The sequence below is a fragment of the Streptomyces sp. NPDC005483 genome (assembly GCF_040606035.1).
GTDB lineage: Bacteria > Actinomycetota > Actinomycetes > Streptomycetales > Streptomycetaceae > Streptomyces.
This window is the reverse complement of the sequence record NZ_JBEXEA010000009.1, coordinates 182,947-198,555: the sequence shown is the minus strand read 5'-3', so window position 1 is coordinate 198,555 and position 15,609 is coordinate 182,947. Positions and strand designations below refer to the sequence as shown.

The window sequence follows — 15,609 nt, the reverse complement described above, 5'->3', positions numbered from 1 at the left end:
GTCTTGGGAGAGGAGAGGGGGGCGAGTGGGCTCAACCGGCGAACCAGCGCACGGGCTTCGGCGCGAGGTTCTGGTAGACGTGCTTGCTCTCGCGGTACTCGGCGAGTCCGGTGGGGCCCAGTTCGCGGCCCACTCCGCTCTTGCCGAAGCCGCCCCACTCCGCCTGCGGGAGGTAGGGGTGGAAGTCGTTGATCCAGACGGTGCCGTGGCGCAGCCGTCCGGCGACGCGGCGGGCGCGGCCGGCGTCGGTGGTCCAGACGCCGCCGGCGAGGCCGTACTCGGTGTCGTTGGCGAGGGCGATCGCCTCGTCCTCGGTGCGGAAGGTCTCGACGGTGAGCACCGGTCCGAAGACCTCCTCCCGCACGACCCGCATCTCGCGGTGGCAGCGGTCGAGGACGGTCGGCTCGTAGAAGTAACCGTCGGCGGGACGCTCGGCCGACGGCTCGGGGCGCTGTCCGCCGGAGCGCAGCACCGCGCCCTCGGCGAGCGCGGAGGCGACGTAGGACTCGACCTTGGCGCGCTGCTGCTCGGAGACCAGCGGCCCGCACTCGACACCGTCCTCGGTGCCGCGGCCGAGACGGATCTTCGAGGCCCGGCGGGCGAGTTCGGCGACGAAACGGTCCCGGACGGACTCCTCCACGATGAGGCGGCCACCGGCGGAACAGACCTGGCCGCTGTGGATGAAGGCGGCGTTGAGGGCCTGGTCGACGGCGGTGTCGAAGCCCTCGGGGGTGGCGCAGGCGTCGGCGAAGACCACGTTGGGGTTCTTGCCGCCGAGTTCGAGGGCGACCTTCTTCACCGAGACGGCGGCGGCCTGCGCGACCTTGGTGCCGCTGACCAGGCCGCCGGTGAAGGAGACCAGGTCGACGTCGGGGTGCTCGGCGAGCCGGGCGCCGACGGTGTGGCCGGGACCGGTCACGATGTTGGCCACCCCTTCCTGCAGACCGGCCTCGACCAGCAGCTCGATGAGCGCGATCGTCGTCATCGGGGTGATCTCGCTCGGCTTGACCACGAAGGTGTTGCCCGCCGCGAGCGCCGGCGCGATCTTCCAACTGGCCTGGAGGAGCGGGTAGTTCCACGGGGTGATCAGCGCGCACACACCGACGGGTTCGTGGACGACGACGCTGTGGATGTCGGACGAGCCGGCGTCGACGACCCGGCCGGGGGACTCGGCGGCGACCAGGTCGGCGAAGTAGCGGAAGGCGTCGGCGACACAGTCGATGTCGACCCGGCCCTCCTCCACCGTCTTGCCCGCGTCCCGGCTCTCCAGGAGGCCGAGTTCTTCGCGGTCGCGTACGAGAAGATCGGCGACGCGGCGCAGCAGTGCGGCGCGTTCGGCGACGGGGGTGAGCGGCCAGGGGCCCTGTCCTGAATCGAACGCCTGGCGGGCGGCGGCGACCGCCAGATCGGTGTCCTTCTCGTCACCCTCGGCGACCACGGCGAACGGCCGCGCGTCGGCGGGGTCGAGGATCTCGCGGGTGGCTCCGGAGACGGCTGCGCGCCATTCGCCGCCCGCGTGGATGGTGTGCGGCTCCTGCCGCGCGTGCTGTCCGGCCATGATCGGTGTTGCCTTCCGTTCCTGTTCGGTTCCCCTGTGTCACACAGGTGTCACTCACGGGGACCGTCGTCGCATGCCCCCGCGCCTCGATTGCATGCGCAATCGATGGCTGAAAGTGCGCTGACTCACGGAAAATGCAGACAAACAGGTCGAAAAGCATGGCGGCGCGTGCGGTCGGACGCCGGGTTCGATCGGCCTGACGCCGGGTTCAGTCGATCGACGCCGCGTCGCAGGCGTAGGGCGCGCAGAAGCCGGAGAGAGCGGTGGTCAGGAGTTCCAGTTCGTCCTGGCCGCCGTCGTCCTCCAAGCCGTAGGCGGCGACCGCGTAGATGCGGCCGTCCTGGGCGACGAAGCGCTCGTCGTAGACGTGCCAGGGGCCGATGTCCGGCTCGCCGCTGAGGGTGTCGGCCCGGTACTCCAGGCGCTCGCCGGTGAACCCGTCCTCCTCGACGGGCTGGAGGTCCACCTTCTCGAAGCCGTTGGGCTTGCGGGTGTCGGCGGAGAGGTACAGCTCGAAGGACGCCTCCGGGGACTCCTCCGCGACCTGGTACACCTGGAGCCGGCGTTCGCCGTCCGCGCTGCGGTAGTTCACCACGTCGATGCCGAACTGGGAGGCCACGGTGGTACGCGACCAGCCCTGGGGCCGTGCGATACGGAAGCCCTCCTTGTCCTCGAACAGCTCGTATCCGGGCGGGAGTGCGGGCGTCGAGGCGAGCGGGGACGCGGTGTCCTCGGTGGGCGAGGGGGTCGGCGAGGGGAACGGTGATCCGTCGGGTCCGCTCTGCTGCGAGACGGCCTGCGTGGGCGTCGGGCTCGCGTCACCGGCCTTGTCGTCCTGGTCCCCGACGCCGACGACCAGCGTCAGCACCAGGGTCACGGCGACGCCGACGGCGGCGACACCGACGAGCGCGGACCAGAGGAGCCGGCGGTTCGTCCGGGCGGGGGGCCCGGGAACGGCCGTCTGACCGGCGGTCGACCAGGCGGCCCCGGACCACTCCGCCGACGGGACGGACCCGCCACCGATCTGCTCGACCGAGGACCAGCCCCCACCGGGTCCCTCGGGAGCGCCGGGCCCGTGCCAGGTACTGCCGTCACCGGCACCGGGCCAGCCGACGGGAGGCGCGGGCGGCGGGGAGGGGACGGGGGAGGTCGGCGGTTTCCCGGAGACGGACGCCACGGTCGGGTCGGGATCCCCCTTCGCCCCGTCCGACCCCGCCGCCGGCGGCCACACGGGCGCCGGCCCCGTGGAGGGGGTGGCGGACGCGCCTGCCGACGGCATCGCGTCCGGCCGGGCCGGTGGTGGTGGCGGCGTGACCGGACCGGTCGCGGTCTCCTTGCCGTCCCCGTCCTCCCACCGCTGGGTCTCCTCGTTCCAGTACCGCACGCCCCCGCTCATGGCGTCCCCTTCCCGCTCACCGCGCCCCCCGTTCACCCGAGCCGTGAAGGCCCACTCACCGCGGACCTCACAGACCGGAACCGTACGCCTGCCCTCACAACCCCAGCAGCCCGGCCACCGCCCCCGCCGACGCGACCAGGCTCACCAGCGCCTGCGAGTCGTCCAGCAGGGCCCGCAGGCGTTCCCGACGGGTCGGCCCCGCCTGCCCGGTCGTGACGATCTCCTCCTCCGTCTCGGCCAGCGCGCTGTCCAGCGCGGCCGTCTCGTCCGTGGCCCGCAGGCGCGTGAGGTCCTCGCGGAACTCCCGTACGGCGATCAGGAGCGCCTCGGCGGCCTCGTCCCGCTGGGGAGTCGTACCGTGGTGGCTCTCGGCGTGCGCGTGACTGCCGATCGCGAAGGTGCTGCCGTGGACACCGCCGCTGATGCTGACGCCCGGCTCATCCGTTGCCATTGCCGCTGGTTCCCTTCTGTGGCGCGGCCCCCGCGCCGCCGTCGGTGGAGGACGCGGTGGCGTGCTTGCCCACCGCGAAGGTGCTGCCGTGGACGCCGCCCTCGACGTTCACGCCGCCACTGCTGATGTTCACGATCTTCTGGACGAACTCTCCGGTCTGGTAGCCGGACTCGGCCAGCGCGGTCAGCACGCCGTGCGCGACCCGGTCCTGCACGCTCCTGAGGTAGCGGTAGGCGTCCATCTCCTGGAAGCGGGACCCCTCGTCCGTCGAGCCGAGCTCCCGCACCGACAGCGCCGGACCGTCGGGCAGCGCGCCCGCGTACCCGCCGGTCAGCAGCTTCCACGCGTACCCCACGCCCCGGCCGAGGGTGGCGAGGGAACGGGCCGCGGAGCCCGGCACCCGGGCCACCGCCCAGGCCGCCTTGCCGAGCGCGTTGTTGTGCCGGTAGGTGTGGGCGGTGCGGTCGGCGTCCTTGAAGTCCTCGCGCACCGGCAGCAGCACATGCGGGGCGATCTCCAGCATGAGCATCCGGCCCTGGGTGTGGACGCGCACGAAGACCGTGACGACCAGTTCCTCCTCCCAGCCGCCGACCCTGATCCGCAGGAAGTGCCGCCGCTTCTCGGCACCCTCCTCGACCGCGCGTGCCCGGTGGTCCTCGAAGGCCTGCGGGTGGTACGGCGCCTCCTCGCGCCGGCGCAGCCCCTCCGCGGGGAGAAACACGCACTCGTCGATCTCCAGCCAGCGCAGCCGGTCGCGGACCGTGTGCCCGGCGAACTCCGAGGGCAGCCGCAGCTGTTCGAGCAGCGGGCGGATCTTCTCCAGGACCGCGCGGTTGTTCAGCGGCAGCTGCTCCTTCTTCATCTCGTCGGGCCGCAGCTCGACGGCGAGCACCCAGGTCTCGTAGGCGACCCCGGCCCCGCAGAAGGGACGCTTCTCGTGGTACATGACCAGCGGCGCGTGCTGCTCGATCCGGATGCGCTGCTTCAGCCGCTGGAACCGCTGCCCCTCGGCGCGCTCGGCGGGGTCACCGGCCACGTCCGGGAAGCGCTGCGGGGACAGCTCGGCGCCGACCGCCCTGGCGAACTGGCCGCGCTGCGCCGCCACGCACACCGCGATCAGCGCGAAGACGACGATCACCATCCAGGCCTGCAACGGCCCGATCAGCCCGCTGACCCCGTCGAAGTCGGGGAACAGCAGACCGGACAGGTCGGACGAGTCGTTGTAGGAGCCGTACGACTCGCCGTAGCCGTAGGAGTCGCCGAAGGAGCCCGAGCCGCCGTAGGACGAGGAGTCGTCGTCGCCTCCGCCGAACGCGACCACGAGGGCCACGATGAGGAACGTCGCGAAGAGCAGGCGCCCCCACCAGCGCATGGCGAAGGCCGGCAGCCGTCGGTACAGCGGCGGGTTGGCGCCCTTGCCGCGGACCCACGAGGCGGCCGCGAGCAGCAGGCTGGGGCCGAGGAACATGAACAACAGGCCGCCGGTCAGCGGCAGCCCGATCACCCACAGGCCCAGGATCAGCCCGGCCCACAGCAGCTCCTGGCGCCGGGCCCGCAGCGCGTGCGCGAGCACCCGGGCCGCGTCGAGGCCGAGCGAGGGCGCCACGATCCGCTGTTCGTTCAGGTGGAGCTGCTCGATGACCTTGTCCCGGTAACCGGAATCCAGGTAGGTGCCCGCGCACAGCAGCCGGGTCGCCTCACTGGCGTGCGGCTGCGTGGCGGGGCCCGGCGGTGCGGCCTGCGGTTGCCGGGGCACAGATGTAGTTGTCACGCGACTCCCCCGATGCGTGCAAAGACCTTGCTCAAGTCAGTTGTTGACAAACCATCAGCATAGAGGGGCGGGTGGGAACAGGAAACCGGAATCGCATCTCGGTGGACGCCACGGCAGTTCTTTGACTACAGTCAAATATTATGGACCCGGTCTCGACACGGCACGTGGCGGAGTTCCGCCGGTTCAACCGCTACTTCACCCGCCGCATCGGCGCCCTGGACGACCACTACCTCGGCCAGGACCGCCCGCTCGGCGAGGCGCGGCTGCTGTTCGAGATCGACGAGGGGGTCTCGCTGCGTGAGCTCAGGACCCGGCTCGGGCTGGACGCCGGATATCTGAGCCGGTTGGCGAAGACCCTCCAGGCGCAGGGCCTGGTCCGGATCAGCGTCCACCCCGGCGACAGCCGGCTGCGCAGGGTCGAGCTGACCCGCGCCGGACGGACCGAGCTCAAGGAGCAGAACCGCCGGGCCGACGCCCTCGCCGCCGGCCTGCTCGACGGACTCACCCCGGCCCAGCGCGACCGGCTCACCGAGGCGATGAGCACCGCCCAGCGCCTGCTGCGCCTGGCCGGCATCACCGTCGCCCCGGTCGACGGCGCCGCCCCCGACGCCCGCGCCTGCCTCGACGCCTACGCCGCCGACATCGACGCCCGCTTCCCGGAGGGCTTCGACAGGTCCGACCTGGTGCGCCCCGAGGAGGTCTCCGGGGACGCGGGCGCGTTCTTCGTGGCCTACGAGGAGGGCCGCCCCGTGGGCTGCGGCGCGCTGCGACGGCTGGAGCCGCGGGTCGGCGAGCTGCGCCATGTGTGGGTGCACCCGGACGCCCGCCGCCTGGGCCTGGCCCGCCGAATCCTGTCGGCCCTGGAGACGGAGGCCGCCGCCCGCGGCTTCACCGTCCTACGGCTCGACACCCACGCCTCGCTCACCGAGGCGCAGACGATGTACCGGGCCAGTGGCTACACCGAGATCCCGCCCTACACCGATCACGTCTACGGCGATCACTGGTTCGAGAAGCGGCTGTCCGGCCCGGCGAGCTGACCGCCCGACCACTGCGCGAGCAGTTCCCGCACGGTCCGCCGCAGCCACGCGTGCGCCGGGTCGGCGTCGTGCCGTGGATGCCAGGCCAGACCCAGCCTCAGCGGCGGCAGCCGCAGCGGCACGTCGAAGGTGACCAGGTCGAGCGCGGCCGCGAGCGGCAGGGCCCAGGAGTTGATCAGGCTGACCAGATCGGTGTCCCGCAGGACGAACAGGGACGAGGGAAAGGTCCCGACGGTCGCCACCACCCGGCGCTCGAGGCCCAGTTCGGTGAGCGCCTCGTCAACCGGCCCGTGCAGCCTGCCCCGCCGGGACACGATCAGGTGACCGGCCTCCGTCGCGAACCGCTCGGCCGTCAACTCCCCGTCCAGCAAAGGGTGTCCGGCCCGCACGACCCCCACCAAGCGGTCCTCGTGGAGCATTGCTGATGCTCCGCGTGCGCGTCGAGGGCGACACCCTCGCCGGCCCCGAGGCCTGCCCCGGCCCCGCCTCTCGTCCGTACGCGCGTTGCGGGGCCACGAGTTGTCCGGTGCGGTCGAGGTGTGCGTCCCCACCGCCCCGTGCGGCGACGCCGTTCCCTACTGCTGCCGCCTGCCCTCTGTGGTGAATCCGCTCAACGGCACTCCGTGTCCGCCGGGCAGAAGGAGCTCAGTGCCCTGGTGAGCGGTTCGCGTACCAGGGCGGGCGTGAGGGAGGCGGGGCCGGTGGCGCGGATCGCGTAGAGCGTCCCGTCGGCGGCCTGGAAGCGGTGGTCGACGACCTGGCGGGCACCGAGGTCCGTGTCGTCGTAGCGATAGGCGAGCTCGGCCCAGGTGGTGCCGGAGGCCCGGTCGAGGACCTGGTATCCGGGCTGGCGCGCGAAGCCGTAGCCGGGGTCGTTCTCGGCCAGGTCGAGGGACTGGGCCGGGGTGTCCTCCGTGATCCGGAAGACCTGGAGCCGGCGGCCGTCGGCGGGGGCGTCGTAGACGACGACCGGAGCGGACCGGCCCTGCTTCTCGTTGCGGGTCCAGCCCCGGGGGACGTCGACGGTGTAGCCGACGGGGTCCTGGAGACGGCGGTATCCGGAGGCGGTGGAAGGGGAGGGCGACGAGGACGGGGACGAGGGGGCCGTGAGGCTCGGGGCCGGACCGGCGCCCGTGCGGGTACCGGACCCGAGGGAGGTGTCCCGGAGGAACCACCAGACACCGGCCCCGACCGAGACGCCAACCAGGACGGCCACCGCAAGGGCGGCGAGCACCCGCCCGACCCGATGGGGGGCGTGCCCGGGATCCGCCGAAGCCGGCGTCACCTGGGTCCAGGGCGGGACGGGCGAGGCCGGCGTCCTGTCCGTCGCCCAGGGCGGCGCGAACGAGGTCTGCGTCTGTGCGGAGGCCCACGGCGGAGCGGCCCCCGTCTCCCCCGAGCTCCAGGCCGACCGGCCTCTCTCCTCGCTCGGCTCGTGTCCCGCCCCGGAACCGGAGCTGTAGCCGTTCCAGCCGTTCATCGCGAACCCCCCGAATCACCCCACCGGGTAAGGCTTCGACCGTACGGCGGAAATCGGCCACGGGCCCTGTTCCGGAGGAAACCGGAACAGGGCCCGTGCAGGCTCGTGACACAGCTGTGGAGAAACCTCAGATGAGGCCGAGCGCGCGGACCGCCTCGCGCTCCTCCTCCAGCTCCTTCACGGAGGCGTCGATACGGGCGCGGGAGAACTCGTTGATCTCCAGGCCCTGGACGATCTCGTACACGCCGTCCTTGGTGGTGACGGGGAAGGAGGAGATCAGGCCCTCCGGGACGCCGTAGGAGCCGTCCGACGGGATGCCCATGGAGGCCCAGTCGCCGTCCGCGGTGCCGTTGACCCACGTGTACACGTGGTCGATGGCGGCGTTGGCGGCCGAGGCGGCGGAGGACGCGCCCCGGGCCTCGATGATCGCGGCGCCACGCTTGGCGACGGTCGGGATGAAGTCCTCGGCCAGCCACTTCTCGTCGTTCACGGTCTCGGCGGCGTTCTTGCCGGCGACCGTGGCGTGGAAGATGTCCGGGTACTGGGTGGCGGAGTGGTTGCCCCAGATGGTCAGACGCTTGATGTCGGCGACCGTGGAGCCCGTCTTCTTCGCGAGCTGGGTCAGCGCGCGGTTGTGGTCGAGGCGGGTCATCGCGGTGAAGCGCTCGGCCGGTACGTCCGGGGCGGCGGCCTGGGCGATCAGCGCGTTGGTGTTGGCCGGGTTGCCGACGACGAGGACCTTGATGTCGTCCGCGGCGTTGTCGTTGATGGCCTTGCCCTGTGGCTTGAAGATGCCGCCGTTGGCCTCCAGGAGGTCACCGCGCTCCATGCCCTTGGTGCGGGGGCGGGCGCCGACGAGCAGACCGACGTTTGTGCCGTCGAAGGCCACGTTCGGGTCGTCCGTGATGTCGATGCCCTGGAGGAGCGGGAAGGCGCAGTCGTCGAGCTCCATGGCGGTGCCCTCGGCGGCCTTGAGCGCGGGGGTGATCTCCAGGAGGCGGAGCTTGACCGGCACGTCCGCGCCGAGCAGCTGGCCGGAGGCGATGCGGAAGAGCAGGGCGTAACCGATCTGGCCGGCCGCGCCGGTGACGGTGACGTTCACGGGAGTGCGGGTCATGGCGTTCTCCGTATGACAGCTGGCGGTGGGGCGTCCCTGCCCCGGACGTTTGATCGATCTCTCGGCGTCAAGAGATCTCCAGCGGTCAGGCTATCGCGCATCCGGGATCCCGGACGTCCGCCCCCGTGTGGCCCAGCCCACAAACCGCTGCCCCGACAGAAAAGGCGGCCGCCCGTCCGGGAGAGGGGGGACGGAGGCGGCCGCCGTATGGGGGTACCGTTTCCGGACTCCCGTGGGGGTAACGGTTCGCGTGCCCCCGATTCCAGATCCCATGCGCGCTCCGAGAGGATTTACTCCTCACGAGCGCGGGGCCCCCGGCACCTCCTCAGCCGGTGCACCCCTGCTGCCCGGAAGCCAGCGTCACACAGGCCTTCGCCTCCCCCGCGTCCTTCACGGCGACCATCGGCGTGTAGGCGATCGTGTCCCCGGCCTCGGTGATGCTCCCGCTCTGTTCGGCCACCTTGCCCGCGCTCACCTCGACCTTGTCCCCCTGCCCGGCCTGGGTGACCCGCCCCCAGGCCGCCCCGCAGGTCTCGCTGTAGCGCACCTCGACCACGGTCGCCCCCACCGTCGCGGTCTTGGCGGTCGTCACCAGATCGCCGCTGCATCCCATGGCCTCGGCGTCCTTCCCGGTGCACCCCTGACCACTGCACTTCACCCCGGCGGGCAGCGAGACGGTCGCGCTGGCGGACGGCGAGGGCGACTTCTCGGTCTGGTTCTTCTTGTCCCCGCCCGGGTCGGTCAGGTAGAACACGGCGGCGACCACCACCAGCACCCCGACGATCCCGGCGAGGAACATCGTCAGCCGCCGCTTCCCTCCGCGGGAACCGCCGGAGTCACTGGAGCTCCCTGAACCACGGGAGCCGTCGGCGGCCCCGTCGCCGGGACGCGCGTCCTGCGGCTCGTCGTACGGCCCGGGCGTCCCCGGCGCCCACCCCGTACTGCCGGCGGAGACGGGTGCCGCCGCGGCCGTACGTCCCGAAGAACCCTGTGACGGCCCCTGGAACCCGGCCACGCCCCAGGAGTTACCGCCCGAGGAGACCTTGTCCGCTTCCGCCGCCGTCGGCTGCGGCGGCACCGTGGGCGCGACCCCCGCCGGTCCCGCCACTCCCGGCGTCGCCGTCGCGCTGCCGCTCTTACGGGCCGTCTTGGCGCCCTTGGCGTTCGCGGGCGGTGCCCCGAACTCGCCGAGCGCGGCCCGCGCCTGGGAGATGCGGATGGCCTCCATGGTCATGTCGTGGCGCATCTCCGAACGGCTCCAGGCGCGTTCGGCGAGCTCCCACATCGTCGTCAGGTGAATCGGATTGGTGCCGGTGACCTCGGCCAGGGCCACGATCGCGCCCTTCGGCGCGAGCAGCCGGCCGTTCAGATACCGGTCCCAGGACGTCTTGCTGTAACCCGTGCGGTCGGCGACGGCCGCGATGCTCAGGCCGCTGCGGTCCACGAGCCGCCGCAGCTGGCTCGCGAACTCCCTGACCTGCGGATCCAGTTCATCCGGCAAGGCCCTCCAACGAGGCATTGCTCCCCCTCTTTCCCCCCGGTCGGTGCTGGCTGTTCCCCGCTCTTCCCCGTGCCGTAAGGATCTCAGCTCCCCGGGTGGGGGCGCACGGGAGCATCGGCAAGTTCGACACGTTAGCCGTGCTGTCGAACAGTCCCATATCAAATACGCAAACTTGTCGATACATCGTCACAGGTGGAACACACCGGAAATAACGGCCGCCACGGAAGTCTTCGGATCACCCAGACGCAACGGCACCGGCCACCCCGAGCAGCAGGACGAGGACGAGCAGCAGCGCGGCGGCCAGCAGGAGCCGGTTCATGCCGCTCGCGCGCTCCTTGGGGGGCTCCTCCCACCACGGCAGCGTGGGATCGTCCTCGTACCGTTCGCCGTCCGCGCCCTTCCCGCCCTCGGCGGCCCGCGTGGGCGCAGCCGGACGGGGCCAGGCCTGGACGGCCAGTTCCCAGCGCACGCCGAAACGTTCGGCGTCGGTGGTGTCGAGGTCCGCGATCCGGCACAGGGCGGCGACGGCCTGGCGGGGCGGGGGCTGGGTGGCGTTGAGATAGCGGTGCCAGGAGGACTTGCTGTACGCGGTGCGGGCGCCGAGCGCGACGAGGCTGAGCCCCGTACGGTCCTTGAGCTGCCTGAGCTGCTCCACGAAGTGCCGCACCTCCGGCGGCAGATCGTCAGGCAGCGCCTGCCAGCCACTCATCGCCCACCTCCACGGCGTCCTCACCTGCATCCAGACCTGTTCCAGGCAAATGACGACGTCAGAGGGCTGATCGGTTCCTGGTCCGGGGTTCGCTGTGGCAGGTCGCGCACACCGTGCCGGAACGGTCACCGCTGTGCCACAGCGAACTGACAGCGGTTGAACAGGCCGTTCACGGCACGGGAGGCTGGGTGGCGACGGCGGCCCGTCCCTCATCGGGGGTGGGGGCGGACCGCCGGCCTGCCGCGGGTCAGCTGCTGCTGACCGTGAAGTGCAGGGTGTCCTTGAGGAAGGGGATCACCAGCCACGGATGCGGCTGCACCATCATCGCCAGCAGGACGATGACGGTGCCGAGCACGCCGTAGGTGGCGATGTCGGTGAAGCGGGAGCGGACGGCGAGCATGCCGACGTCCGGCAGCAGCCAGCGCAGCACGGCACCGGCGAGCAGGGCGACACCGATGAGCAGCGTGCCGACGCGGAACCGGTCGAGGGCGGTCAGCAGCAGCCCGAGCCCCACCACGGCCAGCACGGCGAGCACCGGCCACTGCCGGGCGGGCGCCGGAGCGTCCCGCGGTGCGGCGCGGCCGCCGCCCTCGGGCGGCGCGGTGTCCCTGGTGAACAGCGGGAACCGCCGTGTCGCCCGCCGCGGCCGTCCGTCTACGTCGGGCGCGCTGATCGCGTCCCGTACGACGATCTCGGCCTGGTCCTCGGGATCCGGCCCCTCGTCCGACCCGGCATCGACACCACCGGACTCCCGAACCGCCTCGCCCACGGCAACGCCCTCACGGACCTGACCCGCCTCGGCGGCTCCGGCACCCGGCTCCCGGCGCCCTCGCGCCTCGTGCGGACTCGCGTCCGCGCCCGCCGCCTGCGACCCGTCGGTCTCCTGCGACCCGTCCGCCTCCTGAGAGCCCCGCGCCGCGGTGGCCCCCGTCGTGGTCGCTCCCCGCTTCTCGGGGCCGCGCGCCTCAGCCGACACTGCGCTCCGCCGCCTCGACCACGTTGACGAGCAGCTGGGCGCGGGTCATCGGGCCGACGCCGCCCGGGTTCGGCGAGATGAAGCCGGCGACCTCGGCGACGCCGGGGTGGACGTCGCCCACGATCTTCCCCTCGGCGTTGCGGGACACACCCACGTCGAGGACGGCGGCGCCCGGCTTCACGTCCTCGGGGCGGATCAGGTGGGCGGAACCGGCGGCGGCGACGATGATGTCCGCGCGCTTGAGGTGCGAGGACAGGTCACGGGTGCCGGTGTGGCACTGGGTCACCGTCGCGTTCTCGCTGCGCCGGGTCAGCAGCAGCGGCATCGGACGGCCGATGGTCACACCGCGGCCGACGACCACGACCTCGGCGCCCTTGATCTCGACGCCGTAGCGACGCAGCAGGGTCAGGACACCGTTGGGGGTGCAGGGCAGCGGCGCGGGCTCGTTGAGGACCAGGCGCCCGAGGTTCATCGGGTGCAGGCCGTCCGCGTCCTTGTCCGGGTCCATGAGTTCCAGGATGCGGTTCTCGTCGATGCCCTTGGGCAGCGGCAGCTGGACGATGTAACCGGTGCACGCGGGGTCGTCGTTCAGCTCGCGGACGACCGCCTCGATCTCCTCCTGCGTGGCCGTCTCGGGCAGTTCACGCTGGATGGAGGCGATACCGACCTGCGCGCAGTCCCGGTGCTTGCCTGCGACGTACTTCTGGCTGCCGGGGTCGCTCCCGACGAGGATCGTGCCGAGGCCGGGCGTGACGCCCTTCTCCTTCAGCGCCGCCACGCGGGCGGTCAGATCGGACTTGATCGCGGCTGCGGTGGCCTTGCCATCGAGAATCTGGGCGGTCATGACCCCATCCTCCCGGATGACCCGGCCCCGGTTCCAATCCGGGTTCCCCCATCGGCCCGTCCAAGATCGACGAGGTTGCACTTGCACAACACATACCGAATGGGTCTGGACAACAACACACCTGCCTAGAACGATGTCTGGCGCAGTATCGCGGTTGATGTACGGGGGGCAGACCGCTCAGACATGACGTTCCTCCGCGCAGTCCGCATTGTCCCCAGCTTGGCCGACGGAGGATCACCATGAGTTTCGGCTCGCCCAACAACCCGTACGAAAAGCCGCAGAACCCTCAGAACCCGCAGCAGCCGCCGCAGCAGCCCGGTTACGGCTACCCCCAGCAGCCGCCGCAGCAGCAGCCCGGTTACGGCTACCCGCAGCAGGCCCCCCAGGGCGTGCCGCAGCAGCAGGGCTACCCCCAGCAGCCGGGCTACGGCTACCCGCAGGCGCCGCAGGTCCCGGCCGCCGCCTACGGCTACCCGCAGCAGCCGGGCTACGGCGCGCAGCCGCCGTACGCGAACTGGGGCCAGCGCTTCCTCGGCACCCTGGTCGACGGGCTCGTCTTCGCGGTCCCGTACATCCTCGTCATCGTCGGCGGCAGCGCCAAGATGACGTTCCTGTCGCTGATCGGCGGCCTCGCGCTCCTCGGCCTCGCGATCTACCAGCTGATCATCGAGGGCAAGAACGGCCAGACGCTCGGCAAGAAGGCGCTCGGCATCCGCCTGGTGCGGGAGATCGACGGGCAGCCCATCGGCGTCGGCATGGCCTTCGTCCGCCGTCTCGCGCACTTCCTGGACAGCCTCGCGTGCTACCTCGGCTGGCTGTGGCCGGCCTGGGACGCCAAGCGTCAGACCTTCGCCGACAAGGTCTGCTCGACCATCGTCATCCGCACCAACTGAGCGCATCTGCCTGTCGCCGTGCTTTCCTCGGGGCCGTGTCACGTCGTGACACGGCCCCGAGGCGTTGGTCCGCCGGCTGCGCGCCCGCCGGGTTCCCCCCGTATCCCGGCACTCCCGGCAGCGGGGCGCTAGCCTCTCCTCAGTCAACTGGCGTGACGCGAGAGCACGTTGAGCAACGAAGAGGCAGGTCGGGGGGACCGTGACAGACATACCGGCGGCCGGTGACACCGCGCTGCGGCAGGCGGGCGCGGTCCCGCTGCTGCCCGCCGACCCCGGGCGCATCGGGCCCTACGCCCCGCTCGGGCTGCTGGGCAGCGGCGGCATGGGCCGCGTCTACCTGGCCCGGCGCGCCGACGACGGCCCGGGGCTCGCCGCCGTGAAGGTGATCCGGCCCGAGTACGCCGAAGGGCCGGACTTCCGGCGGCGGTTCGAGCGGGAGGCCGCCGTGCACGGGCGGGTCCGCACCCCGCGCGCGCCGCACCTCCTCGGTACCGGGTTCGACGACGCGCTGCTGTGGATGGCCACCGAGTACCTGCCCGGCCTCAGCCTCGCCGAGGCCGTCCGCGAGTGCGGGCTGTTGGAGCCGGCCGGGGTGTGGCGGCTGGTGGCGGAGCTCGGCGAGGCCCTGTCGGCGCTGGCCGCCGCCGGGGTCGTGCACCGGGACCTCAAGCCGTCCAACGTCATCCTGTCCCCCCGGGGCACGCACGTCATCGACTTCGGCATCTCCCGCGCGGCCGACAGCAGCGCGATCACCACGACCGGCCACCGGGTCGGCACGGCCGCGTACATGGCGCCCGAGTATCTGCGCGAGGGCCGCTGCGACGCCGCCTCCGACGTCTTCTCCCTCGGCTGCACCATCGTCTACGCCGCCACGGGGCACGCCCCGTTCGGCGACGGGACCGGCGTGGACGTCATGCACCGGGTCGCCTTCGAGGCACCCGACACCGAGGTCATGGCCGAACTCGCGCAAAGGGATTCCGCGTTGGCCGCGCTGCTGTCCGCCTGCCTGGCCAAGGACCCCGCCGGGCGCCCCACCCCACGGCAGCTGATCGACGCGGCCACGGCCGCCGGGCACGGGCGCGCGACCGACTGGCACGGCCCGCTGGCCGCCCGGCTCCGCGACCGGCAGCAGGGGTGCGCGGTGCTGGAAGGCGGGTCCGTCCGGCAGTCGCCCCACTTCCGCACGCCCCTGGAGCCGGTGCTCTCACCGGTCTCGGCCCCGGCCACCGGGACCGGCAAGCGGCGCAGGGCCCTGCTGGCCGCCGTCGCGGGCATCGCCGTCGGGGCCGTGGCCGTCGGCGCCTTCCTCCTCACCCGCCCGGACGCCGGCTCCCCGGCCGCCGCCCCGACGGGCGCGAGCAGCGTGACCGCCTCCGCCACACCGACCGCTGCGAAGGCCGGCGCCTCCGCCTCGCCCTCCGGCAAGGACGCCGGCGAGAAGAAGGCCGACGAGAAGAAGACGGACAAGAGGGAGGTGCAGACGGCCGCCCCCGAGGAGAGCAGCAGCGCACCGGACAGCACGCCGTCCGCGACAGCCGCTCAGGGCGGCGGCAGCACCGAAGCCCCCACCCCCACCGCCACCGTGACGAAGACGGCCGCGCCCCCGGCCACCCCGGCCTGGATCTCCGGCTGCACCTACTACTCGGGCACCGAACAGACCGAATACGGCGACAAGGGCCAGCGGGTCGTCCAGGTGCAGTGCATGCTCACCAAGCGCGGCTACAGCGTGGGCGGTTCGGGCGTGGACGGCGAGTTCGGCAAGGACACCCAGTCGGCGGTCAAGCAGTTCCAGAGCGCCAAGGGGCTGGAGGTGGACGGCCAGGTGGGACCCAACACGTGGGCGGCGCTCCGCAGTTCCACGTAGCGCCGCCCAGGT

13 protein-coding genes and 1 pseudogene are annotated in these 15,609 nt (G+C 72.2%); 3 read left to right on the top strand and 11 right to left on the bottom strand.

Annotated elements, in window-relative coordinates; all coding sequences use genetic code 11:
- Window positions 1-31 precede the first annotated feature (31 nt).
- The 4 genes from ABZT06_RS19400 to ABZT06_RS19385 form a co-directional block, all read right to left on the bottom strand.
- Entirely contained in the window at window positions 32-1,558 is a 1,527-nt protein-coding gene (locus tag ABZT06_RS19400) for an aldehyde dehydrogenase family protein (protein ID WP_355741813.1), read from the bottom strand.
- Window positions 1,559-1,766: 208 nt separating this feature from the next.
- Entirely contained in the window at window positions 1,767-2,954 is a 1,188-nt protein-coding gene (locus tag ABZT06_RS19395) for a hypothetical protein (protein ID WP_355741810.1), read from the bottom strand.
- Between the two features lie 94 nt (window positions 2,955-3,048).
- A complete protein-coding gene (locus ABZT06_RS19390) occupies window positions 3,049-3,405 on the bottom strand; it encodes a hypothetical protein (protein ID WP_355741807.1) in 357 nt (118 codons plus the stop codon).
- A complete protein-coding gene (locus ABZT06_RS19385; protein ID WP_355741804.1) occupies window positions 3,392-5,176 on the bottom strand; it encodes a hypothetical protein in 1,785 nt (594 codons plus the stop codon). The genes ABZT06_RS19390 and ABZT06_RS19385 overlap by 14 nt, the downstream gene beginning before the upstream one ends.
- A 140-nt stretch (window positions 5,177-5,316) precedes the next feature.
- Here ABZT06_RS19385 and ABZT06_RS19380 point away from each other — a divergent pair, with 140 nt between their 5' ends.
- Complete coding sequence (locus ABZT06_RS19380; RefSeq protein WP_355741802.1) at window positions 5,317-6,213, top strand: bifunctional helix-turn-helix transcriptional regulator/GNAT family N-acetyltransferase; 897 nt, start codon at window positions 5,317-5,319, stop codon at window positions 6,211-6,213.
- Here the strand turns inward: ABZT06_RS19380 and ABZT06_RS19375 are convergent.
- The 7 genes and pseudogenes from ABZT06_RS19375 to ABZT06_RS19345 form a co-directional block, all read right to left on the bottom strand.
- Window positions 6,174-6,629 (bottom strand): annotated as a pseudogene (locus tag ABZT06_RS19375) (LysR substrate-binding domain-containing protein); the annotation flags it as partial. The gene ABZT06_RS19380 and the pseudogene ABZT06_RS19375 sit on opposite strands and share 40 nt — an antisense overlap.
- A gap of 194 nt (window positions 6,630-6,823) precedes the next feature.
- A complete protein-coding gene (locus ABZT06_RS19370; protein WP_355741799.1) occupies window positions 6,824-7,693 on the bottom strand; it encodes a hypothetical protein in 870 nt (289 codons plus the stop codon).
- A gap of 127 nt (window positions 7,694-7,820) precedes the next feature.
- Window positions 7,821-8,810: a malate dehydrogenase gene (locus tag ABZT06_RS19365; RefSeq protein ID WP_355741796.1), complete on the bottom strand. Its 990-nt coding sequence runs from the start codon at window positions 8,808-8,810 to the stop codon at window positions 7,821-7,823.
- A gap of 325 nt (window positions 8,811-9,135) precedes the next feature.
- Window positions 9,136-10,311: a DUF2690 domain-containing protein gene (locus tag ABZT06_RS19360; RefSeq protein WP_355741793.1), complete on the bottom strand. Its 1,176-nt coding sequence runs from the start codon at window positions 10,309-10,311 to the stop codon at window positions 9,136-9,138.
- 235 nt (window positions 10,312-10,546) lie between these two features.
- Window positions 10,547-11,020: a helix-turn-helix transcriptional regulator gene (locus ABZT06_RS19355; protein ID WP_355741790.1), complete on the bottom strand. Its 474-nt coding sequence runs from the start codon at window positions 11,018-11,020 to the stop codon at window positions 10,547-10,549.
- Window positions 11,021-11,267: 247 nt separating this feature from the next.
- Complete coding sequence (locus ABZT06_RS19350; protein WP_355741787.1) at window positions 11,268-11,996, bottom strand: DUF3017 domain-containing protein; 729 nt, start codon at window positions 11,994-11,996, stop codon at window positions 11,268-11,270.
- A complete protein-coding gene (locus tag ABZT06_RS19345; protein WP_020118645.1) occupies window positions 11,986-12,840 on the bottom strand; it encodes a bifunctional methylenetetrahydrofolate dehydrogenase/methenyltetrahydrofolate cyclohydrolase in 855 nt (284 codons plus the stop codon). The genes ABZT06_RS19350 and ABZT06_RS19345 overlap by 11 nt, the downstream gene beginning before the upstream one ends.
- A 239-nt stretch (window positions 12,841-13,079) precedes the next feature.
- On the opposite strand from ABZT06_RS19345, the gene ABZT06_RS19340 reads away from it, so the two are divergent.
- Window positions 13,080-13,733 carry an RDD family protein gene (locus tag ABZT06_RS19340; protein ID WP_355741783.1) on the top strand — a complete coding sequence of 218 codons (654 nt, stop codon included), beginning with the start codon at window positions 13,080-13,082 and terminating at the stop codon, window positions 13,731-13,733.
- A 199-nt stretch (window positions 13,734-13,932) separates the two neighbouring features.
- Complete coding sequence (locus ABZT06_RS19335; protein ID WP_355741780.1) at window positions 13,933-15,597, top strand: protein kinase; 1,665 nt, start codon at window positions 13,933-13,935, stop codon at window positions 15,595-15,597.
- Window positions 15,598-15,609: the final 12 nt, after the last annotated feature.

Bases quoted from the DNA above. Each gene is read 5' to 3' on its own strand.
- ABZT06_RS19400 (WP_355741813.1), bottom strand. From the start codon at position 1,558: ATGGCCGGACAGCACGCGCGGCAGGAGCCGCACACCATCCACGCGGGC.
- ABZT06_RS19395 (WP_355741810.1), bottom strand. From the start codon at position 2,954: ATGAGCGGGGGCGTGCGGTACTGGAACGAGGAGACCCAGCGGTGGGAG.
- ABZT06_RS19390 (WP_355741807.1), bottom strand. From the start codon at position 3,405: ATGGCAACGGATGAGCCGGGCGTCAGCATCAGCGGCGGTGTCCACGGC.
- ABZT06_RS19380 (WP_355741802.1), top strand. From the start codon at position 5,317: ATGGACCCGGTCTCGACACGGCACGTGGCGGAGTTCCGCCGGTTCAAC.
- ABZT06_RS19370 (WP_355741799.1), bottom strand. From the start codon at position 7,693: ATGAACGGCTGGAACGGCTACAGCTCCGGTTCCGGGGCGGGACACGAG.
- ABZT06_RS19365 (WP_355741796.1), bottom strand. From the start codon at position 8,810: ATGACCCGCACTCCCGTGAACGTCACCGTCACCGGCGCGGCCGGCCAG.
- ABZT06_RS19355 (WP_355741790.1), bottom strand. From the start codon at position 11,020: ATGAGTGGCTGGCAGGCGCTGCCTGACGATCTGCCGCCGGAGGTGCGG.
- ABZT06_RS19345 (WP_020118645.1), bottom strand. From the start codon at position 12,840: ATGACCGCCCAGATTCTCGATGGCAAGGCCACCGCAGCCGCGATCAAG.
- ABZT06_RS19340 (WP_355741783.1), top strand. From the start codon at position 13,080: ATGAGTTTCGGCTCGCCCAACAACCCGTACGAAAAGCCGCAGAACCCT.